This is a genomic window from Luteolibacter luteus, from assembly GCF_012913485.1.
Classification (GTDB): Bacteria; Verrucomicrobiota; Verrucomicrobiia; order Verrucomicrobiales; family Akkermansiaceae; genus Haloferula; species Haloferula lutea.
Genome location: NZ_CP051774.1, coordinates 2,935,043 through 2,952,881 on the forward strand (window position 1 = coordinate 2,935,043; position 17,839 = coordinate 2,952,881).

A 17,839-nucleotide genomic window follows, 5' to 3' on the forward strand; every position below is an offset into this window, starting at 1 on the left:
CGATTGACTTAGTGTAAAATTTACACTTTCATCCGGCCAAGGATTTCCCGCGATGGCTCATACCTACGAATATCCCCGTCCGGCACTGACCGTCGACTGCGTGGTCTTCGGCTTCGACGGCGAAGGACTGCAGGTCCTGCTGATCCGCCGCGGGGTCGAGCCCTTCCTCGGCACTTGGGCGCTGCCCGGCGGCTTCGTCCACATGGAGGAGGATTTGGAAGATGCTGCACGTCGGGAACTAAGGGAGGAAACCAGCTTGAGCGACGTCTTCCTCGAGCAGCTCCGTACCTTCGGCACGCCGGGCCGCGATCCGCGCGGACGGGTGGTGAGCGTGGCTTTCTACGCGCTGGTGCGACCCGAGCAGCACCCGGCAAAAGGCGATACGGATGCGAGCGAGGCGGCTTGGTTTTCCGCCACGGCACTCCCGCCACTGGCCTTCGATCACCGCGAAATCCTGGAGGCGGCACTAGACCGACTACGCGGGAAGATCCGCTATCAGCCGGTCGGCTTCGAGTTGCTGCCGAAGCGCTTCACTCTTTCTCAATTCCAAGCGCTCTACGAGGCCATCCTCGGGCGTCCCTTGGACAAACGGAATTTCCGCAAGAAGCTTCTCGCCTTCGATTTCCTGATCCCGCTCGACGAATTTTCCGAAGGTTCCCACCGGCCCGCACGCCTCCATCGCTTCGACCGCCGAAAATACGATGCGCTCGTTCGAAAAGGCTTTCATTTCGAGATCTAACACGACGCCCATGAGCCCGCTTCAGACCGACCTCTATCAGCTCACCATGGCGGCTGCCTATTGGCAGGCTGGAAAGGCGGAGCAGGAAAGTGTCTTCCACCTCTTCTTCCGTCGCCTGCCTTTCCATGGCGGCTATGCGATCGCCGCGGGTCTCAATCCCGCGCTCGATTGGCTGGAAGCCTTTCGCTTCAGCACCGCCGACCTGGACTATCTCGCCTCGCTACGGACGAAGGCAGGGCGCGCCTTGTTCCAAGAGAAATTTCTCAGCCACCTCGGCGATCTGCGGCTGAAGCTCGACATCGATGCAATTCCGGAAGGTGCCGCGGCATTCGCACACGAGCCATTACTTCGGGTGCAGGGTCCGATCCTCCACGCACAACTGGTGGAAACCGCACTGCTGAACATCATCAATTTCCAAACGCTTATCGCCACCAAGGCGGCACGCACCTGCACCGCCGCGGCGGGAGCACCGGTCATCGAGTTCGGATACCGCCGGGCACAAGGTCAGGATGGCGCGCTTTCGGCAAGCCGTGCGGCGGTGATCGGCGGTTGCCGAGGGACTTCGAATGTCCTTGCCGGCCAGCTCTATGGAGTTCCGATCCTGGGCACTCACGCCCATTCGTGGGTGATGTCGTTCGAGGACGAGGCGGAGGCCTTCGACCGCTACGTGGAAGCCATGCCGGACAACTCCACCTTGCTGGTGGATACCTATGACACCTTGAAGGGAGTGGATCATGCGATCGCGACGGCGAAAAAGCTCAGGGCCCAAGGGCATGAACTCAGCGGCATCCGTCTGGATTCGGGCGACTTGGCTTGGCTCAGCCAACAGGCACGCGTGAAGCTGGATGCCGCTGGTTTCCCGGAAGTGAAGATCGTGGCCAGCAATGACCTGGACGAGCACCTGATCGAAAGCCTGCGTCACCAGAATGCGAAGATCGATATCTGGGGTGTGGGCACGAACCTCGTCACCGCAGCCGATCAACCTGCCCTGGGTGGAGTTTACAAGCTGGCCGCGCTACGCAAGGACGACGGAACCTGGCAACCTCGCATCAAGCTCAGCGAGCAGACTGCAAAGAGCTCGATCCCGGGACGCCTGCAAGTCCGTCGCTTCATTCAGGATGGCCAGCTGATTGGCGATGCGATCTACGATATTGATCGTAGCATCCCGGAAACCGTCACCATCGTCGACCCTGCGGATCCGATCCGCCAGAAGACGATTCCCGCCGCGACCGACTTCACCGATGTGCTCCAACCAGCGATGCAGGGAGGCAGGCGCCTGATTACCGAGAATCTCGATACCGCACGCGAACGGTGCCAGCAGACCCTGGCGAGCCTGCACCCGGGGATTCTTCGACTAAAGAACCCGCACGCCTACCCCGCCGGGCTCGAGGCGGGACTTCATCAACATCGCGAGCAAGTGCTCGCCCAATACCGATAGGCGGGCCCGGCCCGGGCCGCCGCACAACAAGCCCCTTATGGATCTCCAAGGTATCAGCAAGTTTCTCAGTCTCGTCCTGCGCCATGAGCCGGAAAAAATCGGCATCACGCTCGACGAAAATGGCTGGACCGATTGTCAGGACCTCATCGAAGCCGCGAACCGTCACGGCAAGCGCTTCGATCACGCGACCCTGCTCCGGGCAGTTCGCGAGAATGACAAGCAACGCTTCGCCCTCAGTGAAGATGGCAAGCGCATCCGCGCGAACCAAGGTCACTCGGTGACAGTGGATCTTGCGCTCAACGCGCAAGATCCCCCCGAACGCCTCTACCATGGCACGGTGGCCAAGTTCGTAGATGCGATCCAGAAACACGGCCTGCAGAAGGGTGAGCGTCACCACGTTCACCTCAGCCCACAGCTTGTCACCGCGACCAAGGTCGGCGAACGCCGCGGCCAACCGGTCATCCTCACCATTCGGGCGTTAGACATGTCCGCTGCCGGTTATCCCTTTTATCAATCCGCGAATGGCGTCTGGCTCGCCGATGCCGTGCCGCCGGAGTTTATCGAGTTTCCCAATTCCACGCCCCTATGACCATCACGCTCTACCGCCCTGTTTCTTCTGATCGAACCAACCCATGAATCGGGACGCACTTGTTTCTTGTCTTCTCGGCGGCGCCCTCGGCGATTCGCTGGGGTTGCCCGCCGAGAACATGAGTGCCAGCCGCATTGACCGGCGCTGGCAGGAACCTTTGCGGCATCGCTTCTTCGGGAAGCGGGGGATGGTGAGTGATGATACCGAGCATGCGGTGATGACGCTGCTTTCCATTCGGGAGAGCGGAGGAGAGATTGATCGCTTCACGAAAGCTCTCGCACGCCGCCTGCGTTGGTGGCTGGCGGGCCTGCCTGCAGGCATCGGTTCCGCGACGGCAAGATCGATCGCAAAGCTCTGGTTCGGTGCGAACCCTGCAAGGAGCGGCGTGTGGTCGGCAGGCAACGGTCCGATGATGCGTGCAGCAGTAATTGGCGTGGAATACGGCCAAGATCCGGAGCGACGAGAGAGCTTCACCAATGCCTCGACCCGCATCACGCATAGCGATCCCCGCGCTGCGGAGGCAGCACGTTTGATTGCCGAGGCAGCCGCGCTTGCGGCAGGAGGTGAGCAGAGTGAGGAAACGATCTTGAGAACGCTCGGGGCGAAACTGGAAAGCAGCGAGATGAAAGAGCGCTTCGCCGTTCTTCACGCCTCGCTCGCCGCAGGTGAAGCTGTGAGAGTGTTCGCAGATCGCATCGGCCGGAAAGAGGGGTTTGTCAGCGGCTTTGCTCCGGACTCCGCGGCTGTGGCACTCTGCGCATGGTTGAGGCACCGCCAGGACTTCCGCGCGACCGTCGAAGCGGTGGTACGCTGTGGGGGAGATACTGACACCGTCGCCTTTATCGCGGGCTCGCTTGCAGGGGTTGACTGCGGCGTGGAAGGCATGCCGCTGGATTGGGTCGAGGGGCTCCGGGACTATCCTCTTAACGCGCAAGCGCTGCAAAGGACCGAAACCCTACGCTATCCGAATTGGCCCGGCTCATTGTTCCGGAACTCCTTTTTCTTCGCGGTGGTGGTGGGTCACATCTTCCGCCGCTTCTTCCCACCTTATTGAGATTTCATGAGAGCGATCCAGGCCGACATCACGACCTTGCAGGTCGACGCCATCGTCAACGCCGCGAACAGCCGTCTTCTCGGCGGAGGTGGGGTCGATGGAGCAATCCATCGCGCCGCCGGTCCGGAATTGTTAGAAGAGTGTCGCGCACTCAATGGCTGCAAGACCGGCGATGCGAAGATCACCAAGGGGTATCGCCTGCCTGCCAAACACGTGATCCACACTGTGGGCCCGATTTGGAATGGCGGGAAGAGCGGTGAGCCGGAAAAGCTTGCGAGTTGCTACCAACGTTCACTGGAACTCGCGGTGAGACACGGTCTCCAAAGCATCGCCTTTCCCTCCATCAGCACGGGTGTCTATCGTTTCCCTGTCGAGCAGGCGACGGCTATCGCCGTAAAGACAGCGAAGGCTTTCGTGGAAGCACATCCCCATCCGCTAGAAGTCATCTTCTGCTGCTTTTCAGCGAAGGATCTCGCAGTCTGCCAGACTGAACTCGTCGGAGAACCATGAACAACCAAACCCTCATCCTCGTCGATCTCCAGAACGACTTCCTGCCCGGCGGCGCTCTAGGCGTACCGGGGGGCGATGAAGTGATCCCGATCGCCAACCGATTGATGGATGACTTCGAAATCGTCGTGGCCACTCAGGACTGGCATCCAGCGGATCATGGCAGCTTCGCCGCAAATCATCCGGGGAAAGAACTCTTCCAACAAATCGATCTGAACGGCCTGCCGCAAACGCTTTGGCCCATCCACTGCGTGCGGGGAACTCCGGGCGCGAACTTCGCTCCAGAGCTGGAGACGAAGCGTATTACCCGAGTATTCCAGAAAGGAACGAACGCGGAAATCGATAGTTACAGCGGTCTTTACGACAACGGCCACCGGCAATCGACCGGCCTCGCGGAATGGCTTCGCGAGCAGGGGGTGAAGCGTGTGACCGTGTGCGGCCTGGCCACGGACTACTGTGTAAAGTTCACCGCGCTTGACGCCTTGGCGGAGGGCTTCGAGGTGACGCTGCAGCTTCCCGCCAGCCGCGGCGTCAATCTGGCACCCGGAGATGTCGATGCCGCGATCGACGAGATGCGCGCGAAAGGAGTCATCATCGCCGCATGAGCGAAGCAGTCCTCGAACGCCGCAGCGGGATCGCACCGGATACCATTGCGGTGCCAGTGCTTTCCGTGCTGCTGCTGCTCAGCTCCTGGCTGAAGTGGCTACCGATCGATCACACGGAAGCGTGGGGCTTCGCGACCGGTGCCGTCTGTGTCTGGCTGGTCACGAAGGGCAATATCTGGAACTGGCCCATCGGACTGGCGAACAACATTTTCTTCGCGATCTTGTTCTGGGAGGCGCGCCTCTTCGCGGACTTCGGCCTGCAAGGCGTGTACTTCGTGCTCGGCATCTGGGGATGGTGGCAATGGCTCCACGGTGGCGAGCAGCGGTCCAAGCTGAAGGTGTCCCGCACCACGCGGGTAGAGTGGATGGCGATCGCCGCCTTCCTCGTGCTCGGGACCTGGGGTCTGCGGGAGATCCTGATCGCGGTGAATGGCTCCGCGCCTTTTTTGGATTCGCTCACAACCACCCTTTGCCTGGCGGCGCAATACCTCCTTTGCCGCAAGCGCTATGAAAATTGGTTCCTCTGGATCGCGGCGGATGTGATCTACGTGCCGTTGTACTCCTCGAAGAACCTGCCCCTCACCGCCCTGCTCTATGCAGGCTTCATCATCCTGTGCATTCTCGGCCTGAAGCGATGGACGGAGGAACTACGAGAGACGCCGTAAGTCGCTTCGGCCTGGGCGTGGTGATCGGGAAATTCCTGCCGCCACACCGGGGCCACCGCTTTCTGATCGAGACCGCACTTTCCCGCTGCGAGCGGGTGATCGTCATTGTCTGTGGCAAACCGGTGGATCCGATCCCACCGGAACTCCGCACGGAATGGCTCCGGGAAATCGTCGCTGCGGCAGAGGTCAGGCTGATCGATGACCGCTACGACGAGAACGATTCCCGGGTGTGGGCGCAGAATACCATCGGCTGGCTTGGTCGCGCGCCGGACGCGGTCTTCACCTCCGAGGACTATGGCGATCGATATGCCTCCTACATGGGCTGCGCACATGTGCAAGTGGACCGCGCACGGGTGGCGATCCCGTGCAGCGGCACGGCGGTGCGCGGCGATGCGCTGGCGATGTGGGATTACATCGATCCGCCGGTGCGCTCGTGGTTTGCCAAGCGGGTAGTGATTGTCGGCGCGGAATCCACGGGGACGACGACCCTCGCCATGGATCTCGCCGCGGCACTGGAGACGGAATGGGTGGCGGAATACGGGCGGGAATACAGCGCAGCGAAGCAAGCAGCTGGAGACTCCGTGTGGATCACTTCCGAGTTTCTCGAGATCGCGAAGGAACAAACGCGCCGCGAAGATGAGGCGGCTCGATCCGCAAACCGGATCCTGGTTTGCGATACCAATGCCTTCGCGACCGTGCTGTGGCATCGCCGCTACATGGGCCACAACGACGAAGCGCTGCGCGAATATTCAGCGTTGGGGAGGGCCGATCTCTACCTGCTCACCGGGGATGAGATTCCCTTCGTGCGGGATGGCCTGCGCGACGGAGAGCACCTGCGGCACGGCATGCACGCTTGGTTCGAGGAAGCGCTGGCCGGACAGCCGGTGCCTTGGTTCCTGCTACACGGTGGTCGCGAGGAGCGGCTTCAGGAAGCGCTCGGGTTGATTGACCGCCACTGGCCGAGTGCCCGGGCGGCGCGGCCTTGACGAAAGACGGTGCCGCCACGAAAACCCCGGTGTGGCAGAGGAGGCTCCTTTCATCCGCGTCCGCGGGCTCGAGCAGAAGTTCGGCTCGCAGCACGTCCTGCGCGGCGTGGACCTAGAGGTGCGCCGCGGTGAAACGCTGGTGCTCTTGGGAGGCTCCGGCGGGGGAAAGTCGGTGCTGGTGAAACATTTCCCCGGACTGCTCCGCCCTTGGAAGGGTACCGTGGAGATCGATGGCGAGGATATCTCCGGCTTGGACGAGCGGCAGCTGGCACCCTACCGGAAGAAAGTCGGGATCATGTTCCAAAACGGTGCACTTTTCGACTCGATGACCGTGGGCGAAAACATCGCCTTCCCGCTCCGCGAAGCCGGCGTGAAGGACCGTAAGGAAATCGCCAGCCGCATCTCAGAGGCGCTGGAGATTGTCCGTCTGCCCGGCCAAGAGAAGAAGATGCCGTCCGAGCTCTCCGGCGGCATGCGGAAGCGCGTGGCCCTGGCCCGGGCGGTCGTCGGAAGGCCGGACTGCGTGCTCTACGACGAGCCGCACGCCGGGCTGGACCCCATCACCGCGGACTCGATCGATCACCTGATCAAGGACCTGCAGAAAGAACAGGGGATCACGAACGTGGTCATCACCCACGAGATGCGCAGCGTTTTCCACATCGCGGACCGCATCGTCTTCCTCCAGGAGGGCCGGGTCTACTGGACCGGCGGACCGGAGGAACTGCGGACCACCACGGACCCGGTTTTGAAGCCCTTCATCGAGGGAGACTCCGGAGAAGCCTGGAATTGATCGCCCTTGCACGGGCGGGGCGGAATGGCGATGCTCCCGCCGCATGGGTGAATCCACCAAAAGGACGGAGCTCTGGGTGGGGGTGTTCGTATTCATCGGCCTGGCGCTCCTAGGCGGGCTGATCGTGCAGTTCGGCCGCTTCGGCGACCGGATGCGCGGGAAATACCAGCTGGTCGTCGTTTTCGACGATGCCTCCGGTGTGATCAAGGGCTCGGAAATCCGGATGGGCGGTGCCCGCATCGGCAAGGTGGCGGACCAGCCGGAGCTGAATTCCGAGGTAAAGGTACAGGTCACCCTGAGCATCGATGATCCCATCCGGATCCCGGAGAACTCGATGATCCAGATCGCCTCCGCAACCCTGCTGGGGGACAAGATGGTGGTCATCACCCCGCCGGAAGGTGGCAGCACCACCGGCCGCTTCATTCAGCCGGGTGCGGTTCTGCGCGGCGGCGGCCCTTCAGGCTTGGATGCGATCCAGAACAACGCCGAGGCCGTAAGCCGCGATGCGCGACGCCTGATGCAAGAGGCGGAGTCCACTTTCCTGAAGCTCGACTCTGCGGTGGATGACATCCGCATCGTCACCGGCCGCATGGCAGACACGCTGGAGAAGGTGAACGAGTCCATCCTCTCCGAGAAGAATCTCCAACACGTCGATAGCATCCTTGCGAACCTCGACAACGCGAGTGCCGACTGGGCAAAGGCAAGCGCCTCGCTTGATCCGACCATCGGCGATGCGCGCAAGGCGATCCAATCGATCGAGAAGGCCGCCGCGTCTGCGGATGATACCATGGCGCGCGCGGGGAAGCGGATCGATGAGCTGGAGCCGGCGCTAAAGGAAGTACCGAAGGCCGTCTCCTCAATTTCACGCGCGGCAGACAAGGCCGGTGCCGCGCTCGACCGAGTGGAGAGCGGCGAAGGTCTGTTGGGAACGCTCGCTTACGATCGCGAGGTGTCGGACGACGCGAAGACCTTCATCCGGAATCTCAAACAGCAGGGCATCCTCCGCTACCGCGACAAGGAGACACCGGAGGAAGATCCACGAAATCGATTCCGCGGGCGGAGACGATAGTCCCCTAAGGCGCGAATGCGATTCCATCGAATCGGCGGCTGATAGGTGACGAAAGCAGGAGCGAGGCGTCCATGAGCCAGTCCAACCCCTATGCGCCGCCGTCGACTGAGCCATCTTCCGCAAGGATAGGAGTACCGGATGGCAGCCTCTGGCGAGTGGAGGATGGCAGGCTGCTTGTGAGGGATCATGCTAGCCTGCCGGATGTCTGCATCTACGGATCGCCTCCAGAGGAGCCAGGCAAGCGGAGGTCGGTGAAGATCCAAGTTCCACGGACATGGATTGCTCTGATCTTGCTCATCCTCACCTTTGTCCGGGTGGTGCTTTTTCCGGACCGCTTTGGAATGCTCTGGTTGCTTGGCGCGGCGACGCTCATCGGCCTCACTGCCATACAAGTCCGGGTCATGGTTTTCGAAGGGCGCTCCTCCTTGTTGCGGCGGCGGCTGGCAATGGGCGGCGTCGTTCTGGGCCTTATCGCCATCATTCATATTGCAGATGATTCCATCCTTCTTGGGGAGTTACTCCGTTCAGGCATCTTGAGCTGGAGCGGTTTCTGGTCTCTCTACGGAATGGGATATTGGCATCGCCTGCGCGCGATCCCCAAGCAGAGCGCTTGGTATGAGATCCGGGGTATTGCGGCCTCGAGTATTGCCCGGCTGGAGCAGATCCAAGGGCAGATCAAGATCCCACAGGATACGATCCGCGAGCGTATGAAGCGATGACTGACGGGAATCCCTATTCTCCACCTTCCACCGATCCATCCGAAGTAAGGATGGAGGTGCTGAATGGCAGCCTGTGGATTGTATTCGACGGGGATCTCTTCGTGCGTGACCGGGCCATCCTGCCGGACGTGTGCATTTCCGGATCTCCTCCCGGGGAGCCCGGTAAGCAGAGATCAGTTCCCATACACACCTCGCGTTGGTGGGTGCTTCTGGTCCTTCTCGTGTTCAGCCTCGCACTGCTTGCTAAAAGTGGAATCCAGTTGCTGGCTGTCATCGCAGTGGGCCACCTCGTCTCAAATTTCGGCAAGAAGATCCGGGTGATGATCTTCGAGAGCACCCGGAGGTTCAGGAGGCATCTGATGCTCTACTGGATAGGGGCCTTGGGATCGGCAGGCTTTGCCTTCTGGTTCAGCGAATCCGTATTCAGCGGACCGTTCTCGGAATCTTCAGCGATTCTCATGGGGTGCTGCCTTATGTGGAACTTTCCGACTCACCGCTTCCGGGCAGTTCACTATAAAGACGGCTGGTATGAGCTGAGAGGCGTTCACGCGAAAGCCATCGCCCGGCTGGAGCAGATCCAAGGGCAAACGAAGATCCCGCCGGATAACACCCGCGACCATACGAAGCGATGAATGAAGAGCTTGATCCCTACACGCCGCCGGCAAGCCATCCCGAACCCGGCCCGTCTGCCTCGAACTCCACATGGAAGATCGAAGAGGGAAGCTTGTGGGTGAAGAACGAAGCAGTGCTCCCCAAGATCTGCCTCTACGGCTCTTCCAGCTCGTCAAAGCGTGACGTGATCAGGATCCAGTGGGCTCCCCGATCTTCGCTCATCTTTAGCCTCGTCTTGGCCTTGTTAGGCAGCATGGCTTTGCTCGGATACTCATGGTTCAATCGCCCGGGCCTGGGAGGCATGATGCAGGCCGTCTTCGTAGCGGTGCTCGTGATCGCCGCAATCCAGGGCCTGGTCTTCCGGAAAAATTGGAAGAGGCGCCGGATTGTCATCGAGCGATCCAGGGGCTGGCGGGTGGCGATGCGCATCGCGGTAGCGGTCCTGGCCTTCTACGGGCTCATCTCCGCAGCCTTGGTGATGCTTGATCGTCTCCTCACTTGGATCGCTGCCGACCAATTGTTGAAGATCGGCTTCGGCCAATCACTCATGCTCCTGTGGCTCGTTTCCTTGCAGCTTCTGATCGTCATGCAAATGGTCCGTGCGGTGGAGCTACGGGACGGTTGGCACCGGCTCGCGGGAGTTCATCCCAAGGCCCTCGCCGCATTGAGCGGGCTTCAAGCGTCCTTGGACGGGAATCCCGGCACGTGACAGGCCGTAAGGCTCTGCTAGGGTGACATTCATGAAAGTCCTCGCCTCATGTGCCGCCGGGCTCTTGCTCGTATCCTGCTCCACCCAGACCTGTTGGAAGGGTGGCATTCCGATGCGCGAGACGGAGACGCATGCGCAGTGGGGCGCGGAGGTGGATATCAACAAGTCCGCGAACCATGTGAAGATCTACCGCGGCCTGGCGCATCCGGTTGGCGACAAATCGAGGTACGAGAAGCAGGTGAAGCAAGGCGACTGGGTAGAATTCGAGGGCTTCAAATTCCACAAGGAGCCCGCCGAACTACCGGCCGGCACCGCGGACAAGGTGCTGGATCTTTACAAGCTCTCGGCGTCCCACGAGGCGCAGGCGGTAAAGACAACCTGCGATGGCTTCCATCCTGACTACGCGCTGGTGTGGAGCAAGGGAGGGCAGCAGCGGGTGCTACAGATTTGCTACGGATGCCACGAGTGGAAGTACTTCGGACCCGGCGGAAAGGTGCACACCGATATTGAAGACAAAACGTACTTCAAGAAGCTGCTGCCGCTGCTGCCGAGGGAGAAGAACCGGAGGTGAGGGATCCACCTCCCGCGCGAGGAATCACTTTCCCGATGGCTTGTCCCGGGATGTTCCTTTGATCCTTACGTTCCGGAACTCGCCCAGGTCATCGAAAGAGCCCAAGCCGATCTGTCCCCATTCGAGGGTTTTGTCCTGTGCGGTGAGCACGGGCTTTTCCATGTCGTCGAAATAGACGCCGATGTCGCCGGTGGCGGTATTCCGGACAATCTTCACGCGGTGCCATTGCTCTTCTTTCCACGGGGTGCCATCGGTGCGGAAGCGGGTGATGGGTTTGCGATCGGCATCGTCCACGATGTGGATCTGATGATGCGGCTCATCGGCTTTCTCGCCGAGGTGTGCGTAGTAGAAACGGTTCTCCGCGGCGCGGCCGAAGGCGATGCAGAGGTCGTTGTTCCCGGCATCGAACTTCGTCAGGCGGCATTCCACGGTGAGCGTGAAATCCTTCCACTCGCGGCCTTCGAACCAAGCCAGATTGAAAGGACTACGATACTTCGGCTTTCCCGTGTTCTGCGCGATGAGTTGCAGCGTGCGGCCGGTTTTCTCTCCTTCCCACTTCCACGCATTCTTATCGCCGAAGGACCAGCGTGTGGGATCGGCGAAGAGATCCTGATCCATCGCGGCGGCGCGGCTGGTAACGGCGCAACAAGGGGGCACAGCCACCACGGGCGGCTCCGTTTCCGCGGCGGCGAGGGGCAGGACCAGCAGGGCGAGGCTAAGGATCGGCTTCAAAGCGACCCGAAGGTGGACCCCGTCGGGCGGAATTCAAGCCGCCGGATGGAGCGAAATCGGATTGCCGCTCCGGCCCTCCGATGCTTGAGTTCATGCTGATGATTCACCCCGGCGGCACCAGCGGATCGAATTCGGAAGATGCGGGACGCCTGGTTCTGGCGCTTCGCGCGTCAAATGAAGGGATCTGGGACTGGTGGACGGGGAATCAGGACATTTACTACTCCCGCCGCATTCTTGAGTTCTTCGAGTGCAGCCCTTCCACGGCTCCCAACATCTTTCTGGAGCCGCACGAGATGATCCATGAGGAGGATCGTCCGCGCTTTTCCCAGTCGCTCAAAAACGCGCTAAGCCCTTCCGGACCCGAATTGTTCGCAATCGATTGCCGCTTGAAAACCGGGGGCAACCATTGGCGCTGGCTGCGCATCCGCGGCACGGTGGTCCGCACCCGCGAAGGACAGGCCCAACGGATCGCGGGATCGATGATCGATATTTCCCTGCGCAAGGAAGCCGAGGCCCAGATCGAGGAGGAGCGGCACCTGCTCCGCATGCTGATCGACCATGTGCCGCTGCAGGTCTATTTCAAGGATCGCGAGTCCCGCTTCGTGCTGGCGAACAAGCAAATGGCGGAGTGGATGGGTCTGAAGGAGCCACGGGAGCTCACCGGAAAGCATGACTCTGATTTCTTCGCCGAGGAGCACTGGGAACAGGCGGCGAAAGATGAGCGGCGGATCATGGAATCCCTCCAGCCGGTCAATGGCAAGGTGGAGCGCGAGACCTGGCGGGGAGACAATGACGGGGAAGACACCTGGGTGCTGACTTCGAAGTTCCCGTGGGTGGACCGCGGGGGCGAGGTGAAGGGCACCTTCGGGGTCTCCAGCGATGTGACCGAACTGGTCCGCGCGAAGCAGGAGGCGACCGAGCTGGCTGCCGAGCTGCGAGTGAAGAACCAAGCCTACGAGGAAGAACTCCAGCTGGCTCGTGAAATCCAGCAGACCCTCGCCGGTTCGAATTTCCCGGAAGTCGGAGACGGAATTTCCAAGCTCCGCTTCGGAGCCCGCTATCTACCTATCTCCGGAATGGCGGGGGATTTCTTCGAGGTGCTCCGCATTTCCGACGACAAGGCGGGTGTATTGATCTGCGACGTGATGGGCCACGGAGTGCGCTCCGCGCTGGTAGTGGCGATGCTGCGGGGGCTTCTTGAGAAGCAGCGCCGCAGTGCCTCGGATCCCTCGGCTTTCCTGAGCGGCTTGAATTCCGGGCTCGCGGCGATTCTCGATCGGGCCGGTGCGACCATGTTCGCCACCGCATTCTACGCCGTGGCCGATCTCGGCACCGGCGTGCTCCGCTATGCCTGCGCGGGCCATCCAGGTGCAATCGCTACCGGCCCCGGCGGCGTCCAACAGCTGGCGGCCACGCGAAAGGAGAAGGGCCCCGGCCTCGGCCTCATCGCGAAAGCGGAGTATCCTGCCGGAGAGCTGCGGCTCGCGGAAGTGTCCCGCATCCTCCTCTTCACGGACGGGATTCTCGAAGCCGAGAACGAAGAGGGTGAGCCCTTCCTGGAAAAGCGGCTGATGGAAACGGCAGCCGATTGCCGCGGGGAAACCTTGGAGGAGATGCTGGATATCGTGCTGACCCGGGTGCTCCAATACTCGGACGGACACCATTTCGACGACGATGTGTGCCTGCTCGGGATGGAGCTGGTGCCGACGCCGGTGGCGGCAGAGTAAGCGGACAGTCCGGTTTCCGTGGGAGCCTGAGAATACTCCCGCAGACAAAAGAAAACCGGGAAGCCCGTGAGGACTTCCCGGTTAGGGAATTCAGTATCAGATCAACCGTGGATCAGTTCTGGCCGCGCGGTTGTGGGGCGCGGAGGATCGGATTCACGTCGGTGCCCCATGGGGTGTTATCACCCACGGACTGGAGGTAGCGGCCACCACCGGTGGTCACGTACTTGTTGTCCGTGCGGATCTGCATCGGGGTAGCGCTGTTGTCCAAGCGAAGGACGATGGCCTTGTCACCGTAGAACTCCGGGTCAAAGGTCCAGTCGGTCTGGGCCTTGTAGGACGGAGCGACGACGACCGGGCGGCCCGGGTCACCGGAGCTGCTCTGGCCTTCGGTCTGGGTCAGCATGATGTAGCTGAAGCCCACTTCGCCGGCTTCGAGAGCCTTGGTCGGCTGATTGTAGATATCGTCCGGCTTCTTCGGGGAGAAGCTGGTCTTGCACCAGAATGGCTTCTCGGACTTCAGACCGTAAGCGATGAGCTGACGGAAGTAGTCGTTGGAGAAGTTGCCGCCGAAGGTGAGGGCGGTACCAGTGGCTTCCTTAACGTCTTCCGAGGTGTTGTTGTCCGGGAAGCTGCCGTATTCAGCATCGAACTCGAAGAGCGAGATGCCGATCTGGCGCACGTTGTTCAGTGCTTCCGTCCGGTCGGCAGCCTTGCGCTGCTTCAGGATGACGGGAGCCGAGAGGCCCGCAAGGGCCGCGATGATCACGATAACCACGAGGAGCTCCACCAAGGTGAAACCGCCGGGTCGGCGTTGATATTTGGCTTTCATGTTTTGGTTTTGTTTTGGGTCTATGGATGGGCCGCTAAGGACCCGTTTTTATATGACCCCAAGTGTTCGAAAACACCGGAGGATCAGGAGAGGCTAAATCTGCGGCCTGCGGGTGCAAGGAGAAAGAAAGCCTGCGGAATCAGGTGATTACAAGGTACGCTCGGAAGGCTTGCCGGGACGATTCAGCGGGCGAAGGCAGCTGCCAGGGCGGCGAGCGAATCGCCGCTCGGCTTGTCCGCCGCGAGGATGGCTTGGCGCTGCAGGACGGTTAGTTCCTGGGCACCCTTTTTCGCGAGTTCCAACATGGCAGTCATCTCCTCACCGGAGAAGACGGCCTCTTCGCCGCTGCCTTGGACCTCCACAAAGTCCCCGCTTTCGGTCATGACCACGTTGAAGTCTACGGAGGCATCCTTGTCCTCTACGTAGTCGAGGTCCAACACCGGCTGGCCATCGACCACCCCCGCGGAGATCGCGGAGACAAGCTTGGTAAGGGGGAAGGCCTTGAGCTTGCCCTTGGCCATCAAGCCGTTGAGGGCGATGGCAAGAGCCACGCAGCCCCCGGTGATCGATGCGGTGCGGGTGCCGCCGTCTGCCTGGAGCACGTCGCAATCGATCCAGATCGTGCGCTGTCCCAGCTTGGAAAGATCGGTCACGGCGCGAAGGGCCCGGCCGATCAGGCGCTGGATCTCGGAAGAGCGTCCATCCAGCTTGCCGCGGGTGATGTCCCGCTGCTTTCGCTCGAGGGTGGAGTAGGGGAGCATGCTGTATTCCGCGCTCAGCCAGCCGCCTTCCACACGCTGCATTTTCATCCAGCGGGGCACGTCTTCCTCGATGGTCGCGCAGCAGATCACCCGGGTCTCACCAAAGGAAACGAGCACGCTGCCCGCGGCGTGGGGTGCCACGTGGGGGATGAAGGAAATCTTGCGAAGCTGGTCGGGCGTGCGGCCGTCGTGACGGGAAGACATGGGGAGGAGTCAAGGGAAGCCCGGGGCGAATGGCAAGTGACCAGACCTTCGCGGCTTTCCGCCGACCGCCTTTTCAGGCTTGGAATGACCTTCCATCCGGGTTCCGCTGGGGGCGAGGATGAAGGAAACGCTGGCCGAACTGGAGCGCTGGGGCTCCGACGTGATCTTCGGTCGCGCGAAAGGCTTCAGGGCCAGCATGATGCGACTGGCGATGAGCGCCCTTTCCGGCGTCTACCGGCTGGCGGTGCAGACGCGCCTGATGATCTACCGGAAGCGCTGGCGGCAGCAGCATCATCTGGGCACGCTGGTCGTCAGCATCGGGAACCTCACCGTAGGCGGGACCGGGAAGACACCCGTGGTTGAGCTGTTGGCCAAGACGCTGCGCGATCGCGGTCGCCGGGTGGCCATCCTCAGCCGCGGCTACAAAAGCCGGAAGCTCAAGGAATCACAAAACTGGAAGGGCAAGAATGGCGAGAGAATCGCCCCGGAAAAGATGCCCAAGCTCGTCTCAACCGGGCGCGCGCTCTTACTGGACTCCAAGTTCGCCGGGGATGAGCCCTTCATGCTGGCCCGGAACCTCGATGGGGTGGCGGTGGTGGTGGACAAGGACCGCGTCAAGGGCGGCCGCTTCGCCGTGGGCGAGCTGGGGGCGGATACCCTGGTGCTGGATGACGGGCTGCAGTATCTGCATCTGGCGCACGGCATCGACATCGTGCTAGTCGACCGCAGCGCCCCCTTTGGCACGGGTGCGATCCTGCCGCGTGGGACCCTGCGCGAGCCACCGCGGAATCTCTGCCGTGCCAGCTACATCCTGATCACCAAATGCGACGGCACCCCCAACGACGCCCTGATCGAGCGCCTGCGCCGTCATAACCGGGTGGCACCGATCATCGAGTGCACCCACGGTCCGCGCTATCTGGAGAATGTCTTCACCCGGGAGCGCCAGCCGCTGGAGTTCCTGAAGGACAAGTGGACGGCGGCCATCAGCGGCATTGCCGTGCCGGAAGGTTTCGAAAACAGCATCGAAAAGCTGGGCGCACGGGTCGAGATCCGCCGTCGCTTTTCCGATCACCACCGCTTCTCTCGCAAGGAGATCGATAAATTCATGCAGCGCTGCATCGAGCGTGACATGGAACTGGTGGTGACCACGGAGAAAGACGCGGTCCGTTTTCCACGGCCCAAGGAGATCACCGTGCCGGTCTACTTCCTGCGGATCGAAGTGGAGATCCTGAAGGGTCATGATGCTTGGGACGACCTGATCACGCGGCTCTGCAATCCCACCGCTCCGGGCGATCCGGTACTGCGCTACCGGGATGCCTACGCGTTGTAGGCGGGTGGAAGAAGGTCCGGCGATTCCACGGAAGGGCAAATCTCCTTGCCCCGTGGGGATTCCGATAACATAACTTCCGAGACTAAAATGAGTACTTCATTCAATCCCTACGCCGTCCGGCCGGTGGCGGAAGCCCCCTTGGAGACGCGCACCGATTTCGTGCGGAAGACCTACACGCACCTTGCAGGTGCGATCGGCGTCTTCGCGGTGATCGAGACCTTCCTCATCAAAGCGGGGTTTGGACTCGCCACCTTGCGGATGCTCGATGCTAGCAGCTATTCGTGGCTAGCGGTCATGGCAGGCTTCATGATCATCTCCTCCATCGCCAACAAGATGGCCCTCAGCGGTGCCTCGAAGACGACCCAGTATCTGGGATTGGGCATCTACACGGTTGCGTGGGCGGTGCTCTTCCTTCCGATTATTTCGGTGGCGATGGTCAAGGTCGGCCCCGCGGTTATTGGACAGGCTGCTGTGGTGACAGGAGCTATGGTTCTCGGCCTTACGGCAATTGCCTTCACTACCAAGAAGGACTTCACCTTCTTGGGTGGAGCGCTGAAGATCGGCAGCTTCATCGTCCTCGGCCTGATCGTTGCTTCCATACTGATGGGATTCTCCCTCGGGATCTGGTTCTGCGGTGCCATGGTGCTCTTCGCTTCGGCTTCGATCCTCTACAACACGAGCTCCATCATGTATCACTACGCGCCCGGCCAGCACGTGGCGGCTTCGCTCTCGCTCTTCTCGAGCGTGGCCCTGCTGTTCTGGTATGTGTTGCGCCTCTTCATGAGCCGCGATTGATCCCAAGCTGACTTTCCAGAGGCCGGATGCTTCATGCATCCGGCCTTTTTTGTTTTCACCAGAGCGGTTCACAGCATCTTGGCGGAAATGGATCTCCGCGGCGATATCACGAGCCCGGCGCTGCTGCGGGCGAAGGGCTTCCTTTTCCTTCTGCTCGGGCTCGGAGCATCGGCCTTGCTGCTGATGGAGGACTTCAGCTGGCAACGGCTGGCCTTGCTGGGGATCGCGGTGTGGGCTTTCTGCCGGTTCTACTTTTTCCTTTTCCATGTGCTTCAACACTATGCAGGACGACATCGCCCGTATGCAGGGATCCTTGATGCCCTGAAGTGGGCGATTTCCGGAAAAGAGCGGAGTGGAAAATCCTGAGGAGGGCAGGTGCAAGCTGCACCGAGAGGTCTTGATTCTGCA

General features: G+C 61.2%; 21 protein-coding genes. 18 read left to right on the plus strand and 3 right to left on the minus strand.

The window, feature by feature from the left end; all coding sequences use genetic code 11:
• The first annotated feature begins 52 nt into the window (after positions 1–52).
• The 14 genes from HHL09_RS12275 (at position 53) to HHL09_RS12340 (ending at position 11,053) form a co-directional block, all read left to right on the plus strand.
• Complete coding sequence (locus HHL09_RS12275; RefSeq protein WP_169454924.1) at positions 53–739, plus strand: NUDIX hydrolase; 687 nt, start codon at positions 53–55, stop codon at positions 737–739.
• A 10-nt stretch (positions 740–749) separates the two neighbouring features.
• Entirely contained in the window at positions 750–2,177 is a 1,428-nt protein-coding gene (locus HHL09_RS12280) for a nicotinate phosphoribosyltransferase (RefSeq protein WP_205761039.1), read from the plus strand.
• Between the two features lie 37 nt (positions 2,178–2,214).
• Positions 2,215–2,766 (plus strand): RNA 2'-phosphotransferase, encoded by a 552-nt coding sequence (locus HHL09_RS12285; RefSeq protein WP_169454926.1) that lies wholly within the window; start codon positions 2,215–2,217, stop codon positions 2,764–2,766.
• A 43-nt stretch (positions 2,767–2,809) separates the two neighbouring features.
• Positions 2,810–3,820: an ADP-ribosylglycohydrolase family protein gene (locus HHL09_RS12290; RefSeq protein WP_169454927.1), complete on the plus strand. Its 1,011-nt coding sequence runs from the start codon at positions 2,810–2,812 to the stop codon at positions 3,818–3,820.
• Between the two features lie 6 nt (positions 3,821–3,826).
• Positions 3,827–4,330: an O-acetyl-ADP-ribose deacetylase gene (locus HHL09_RS12295; RefSeq protein WP_169454928.1), complete on the plus strand. Its 504-nt coding sequence runs from the start codon at positions 3,827–3,829 to the stop codon at positions 4,328–4,330.
• Positions 4,327–4,932: a bifunctional nicotinamidase/pyrazinamidase gene (gene pncA, locus HHL09_RS12300; RefSeq protein WP_169454929.1), complete on the plus strand. Its 606-nt coding sequence runs from the start codon at positions 4,327–4,329 to the stop codon at positions 4,930–4,932. The genes HHL09_RS12295 and pncA overlap by 4 nt, the downstream gene beginning before the upstream one ends.
• Positions 4,929–5,597 carry a nicotinamide riboside transporter PnuC gene (gene pnuC, locus HHL09_RS12305; RefSeq protein ID WP_169454930.1) on the plus strand — a complete coding sequence of 223 codons (669 nt, stop codon included), beginning with the start codon at positions 4,929–4,931 and terminating at the stop codon, positions 5,595–5,597. Before pncA ends, pnuC begins: the two co-directional genes overlap by 4 nt.
• Positions 5,567–6,583 carry an AAA family ATPase gene (locus HHL09_RS12310; RefSeq protein WP_169454931.1) on the plus strand — a complete coding sequence of 339 codons (1,017 nt, stop codon included), beginning with the start codon at positions 5,567–5,569 and terminating at the stop codon, positions 6,581–6,583. The genes pnuC and HHL09_RS12310 overlap by 31 nt, the downstream gene beginning before the upstream one ends.
• A gap of 31 nt (positions 6,584–6,614) precedes the next feature.
• On the plus strand, positions 6,615–7,373 hold the full coding sequence (locus HHL09_RS12315) for an ABC transporter ATP-binding protein (RefSeq protein WP_169454932.1): 759 nt from the start codon (positions 6,615–6,617) through the stop codon (positions 7,371–7,373).
• A gap of 43 nt (positions 7,374–7,416) precedes the next feature.
• Positions 7,417–8,442: an MlaD family protein gene (locus tag HHL09_RS12320; protein ID WP_169454933.1), complete on the plus strand. Its 1,026-nt coding sequence runs from the start codon at positions 7,417–7,419 to the stop codon at positions 8,440–8,442.
• Positions 8,443–8,732: 290 nt separating this feature from the next.
• The gene (locus HHL09_RS12325; RefSeq protein WP_169454934.1) at positions 8,733–9,161 is read left to right on the plus strand and encodes a hypothetical protein; all 429 of its coding nucleotides are present in this window, start codon (positions 8,733–8,735) and stop codon (positions 9,159–9,161) included.
• Positions 9,158–9,793, plus strand: a complete 636-nt coding sequence (locus HHL09_RS12330; protein ID WP_169454935.1) for a hypothetical protein — start codon at positions 9,158–9,160, stop codon at positions 9,791–9,793. The genes HHL09_RS12325 and HHL09_RS12330 overlap by 4 nt, the downstream gene beginning before the upstream one ends.
• Entirely contained in the window at positions 9,790–10,482 is a 693-nt protein-coding gene (locus HHL09_RS12335; RefSeq protein ID WP_169454936.1) for a hypothetical protein, read from the plus strand. Before HHL09_RS12330 ends, HHL09_RS12335 begins: the two co-directional genes overlap by 4 nt.
• Positions 10,483–10,513: 31 nt before the next feature.
• Positions 10,514–11,053 (plus strand): hypothetical protein, encoded by a 540-nt coding sequence (locus tag HHL09_RS12340; protein ID WP_169454937.1) that lies wholly within the window; start codon positions 10,514–10,516, stop codon positions 11,051–11,053.
• A 24-nt stretch (positions 11,054–11,077) separates the two neighbouring features.
• Here HHL09_RS12340 and HHL09_RS12345 read toward each other — a convergent pair whose 3' ends face one another.
• Positions 11,078–11,785: a LamG domain-containing protein gene (locus tag HHL09_RS12345; RefSeq protein ID WP_169454938.1), complete on the minus strand. Its 708-nt coding sequence runs from the start codon at positions 11,783–11,785 to the stop codon at positions 11,078–11,080.
• Between the two features lie 92 nt (positions 11,786–11,877).
• On the opposite strand from HHL09_RS12345, the gene HHL09_RS12350 reads away from it, so the two are divergent.
• Positions 11,878–13,512 carry a PP2C family protein-serine/threonine phosphatase gene (locus HHL09_RS12350; RefSeq protein WP_169454939.1) on the plus strand — a complete coding sequence of 545 codons (1,635 nt, stop codon included), beginning with the start codon at positions 11,878–11,880 and terminating at the stop codon, positions 13,510–13,512.
• 112 nt (positions 13,513–13,624) lie between these two features.
• Here HHL09_RS12350 and HHL09_RS12355 read toward each other — a convergent pair whose 3' ends face one another.
• The gene (locus tag HHL09_RS12355; protein ID WP_169454940.1) at positions 13,625–14,341 is read right to left on the minus strand and encodes a type II secretion system protein; all 717 of its coding nucleotides are present in this window, start codon (positions 14,339–14,341) and stop codon (positions 13,625–13,627) included.
• 182 nt (positions 14,342–14,523) lie between these two features.
• Positions 14,524–15,306 (minus strand): ribonuclease PH, encoded by a 783-nt coding sequence (rph, locus tag HHL09_RS12360; protein ID WP_169454941.1) that lies wholly within the window; start codon positions 15,304–15,306, stop codon positions 14,524–14,526.
• 118 nt (positions 15,307–15,424) lie between these two features.
• On the opposite strand from rph, the gene lpxK reads away from it, so the two are divergent.
• The 3 genes from lpxK to HHL09_RS12375 all read left to right on the plus strand — a co-directional run bounded on the left by lpxK (position 15,425) and on the right by HHL09_RS12375 (position 17,797).
• Entirely contained in the window at positions 15,425–16,636 is a 1,212-nt protein-coding gene (gene lpxK / locus HHL09_RS12365; RefSeq protein ID WP_169454942.1) for a tetraacyldisaccharide 4'-kinase, read from the plus strand.
• 87 nt (positions 16,637–16,723) lie between these two features.
• Positions 16,724–17,431, plus strand: coding sequence for a Bax inhibitor-1/YccA family protein (locus HHL09_RS12370; RefSeq protein WP_169454943.1), 708 nt, complete (start codon positions 16,724–16,726; stop codon positions 17,429–17,431).
• 33 nt (positions 17,432–17,464) lie between these two features.
• Positions 17,465–17,797, plus strand: a complete 333-nt coding sequence (locus tag HHL09_RS12375) for a hypothetical protein (RefSeq protein ID WP_169454944.1) — start codon at positions 17,465–17,467, stop codon at positions 17,795–17,797.
• The last annotated feature ends 42 nt before the right edge of the window (positions 17,798–17,839 follow it).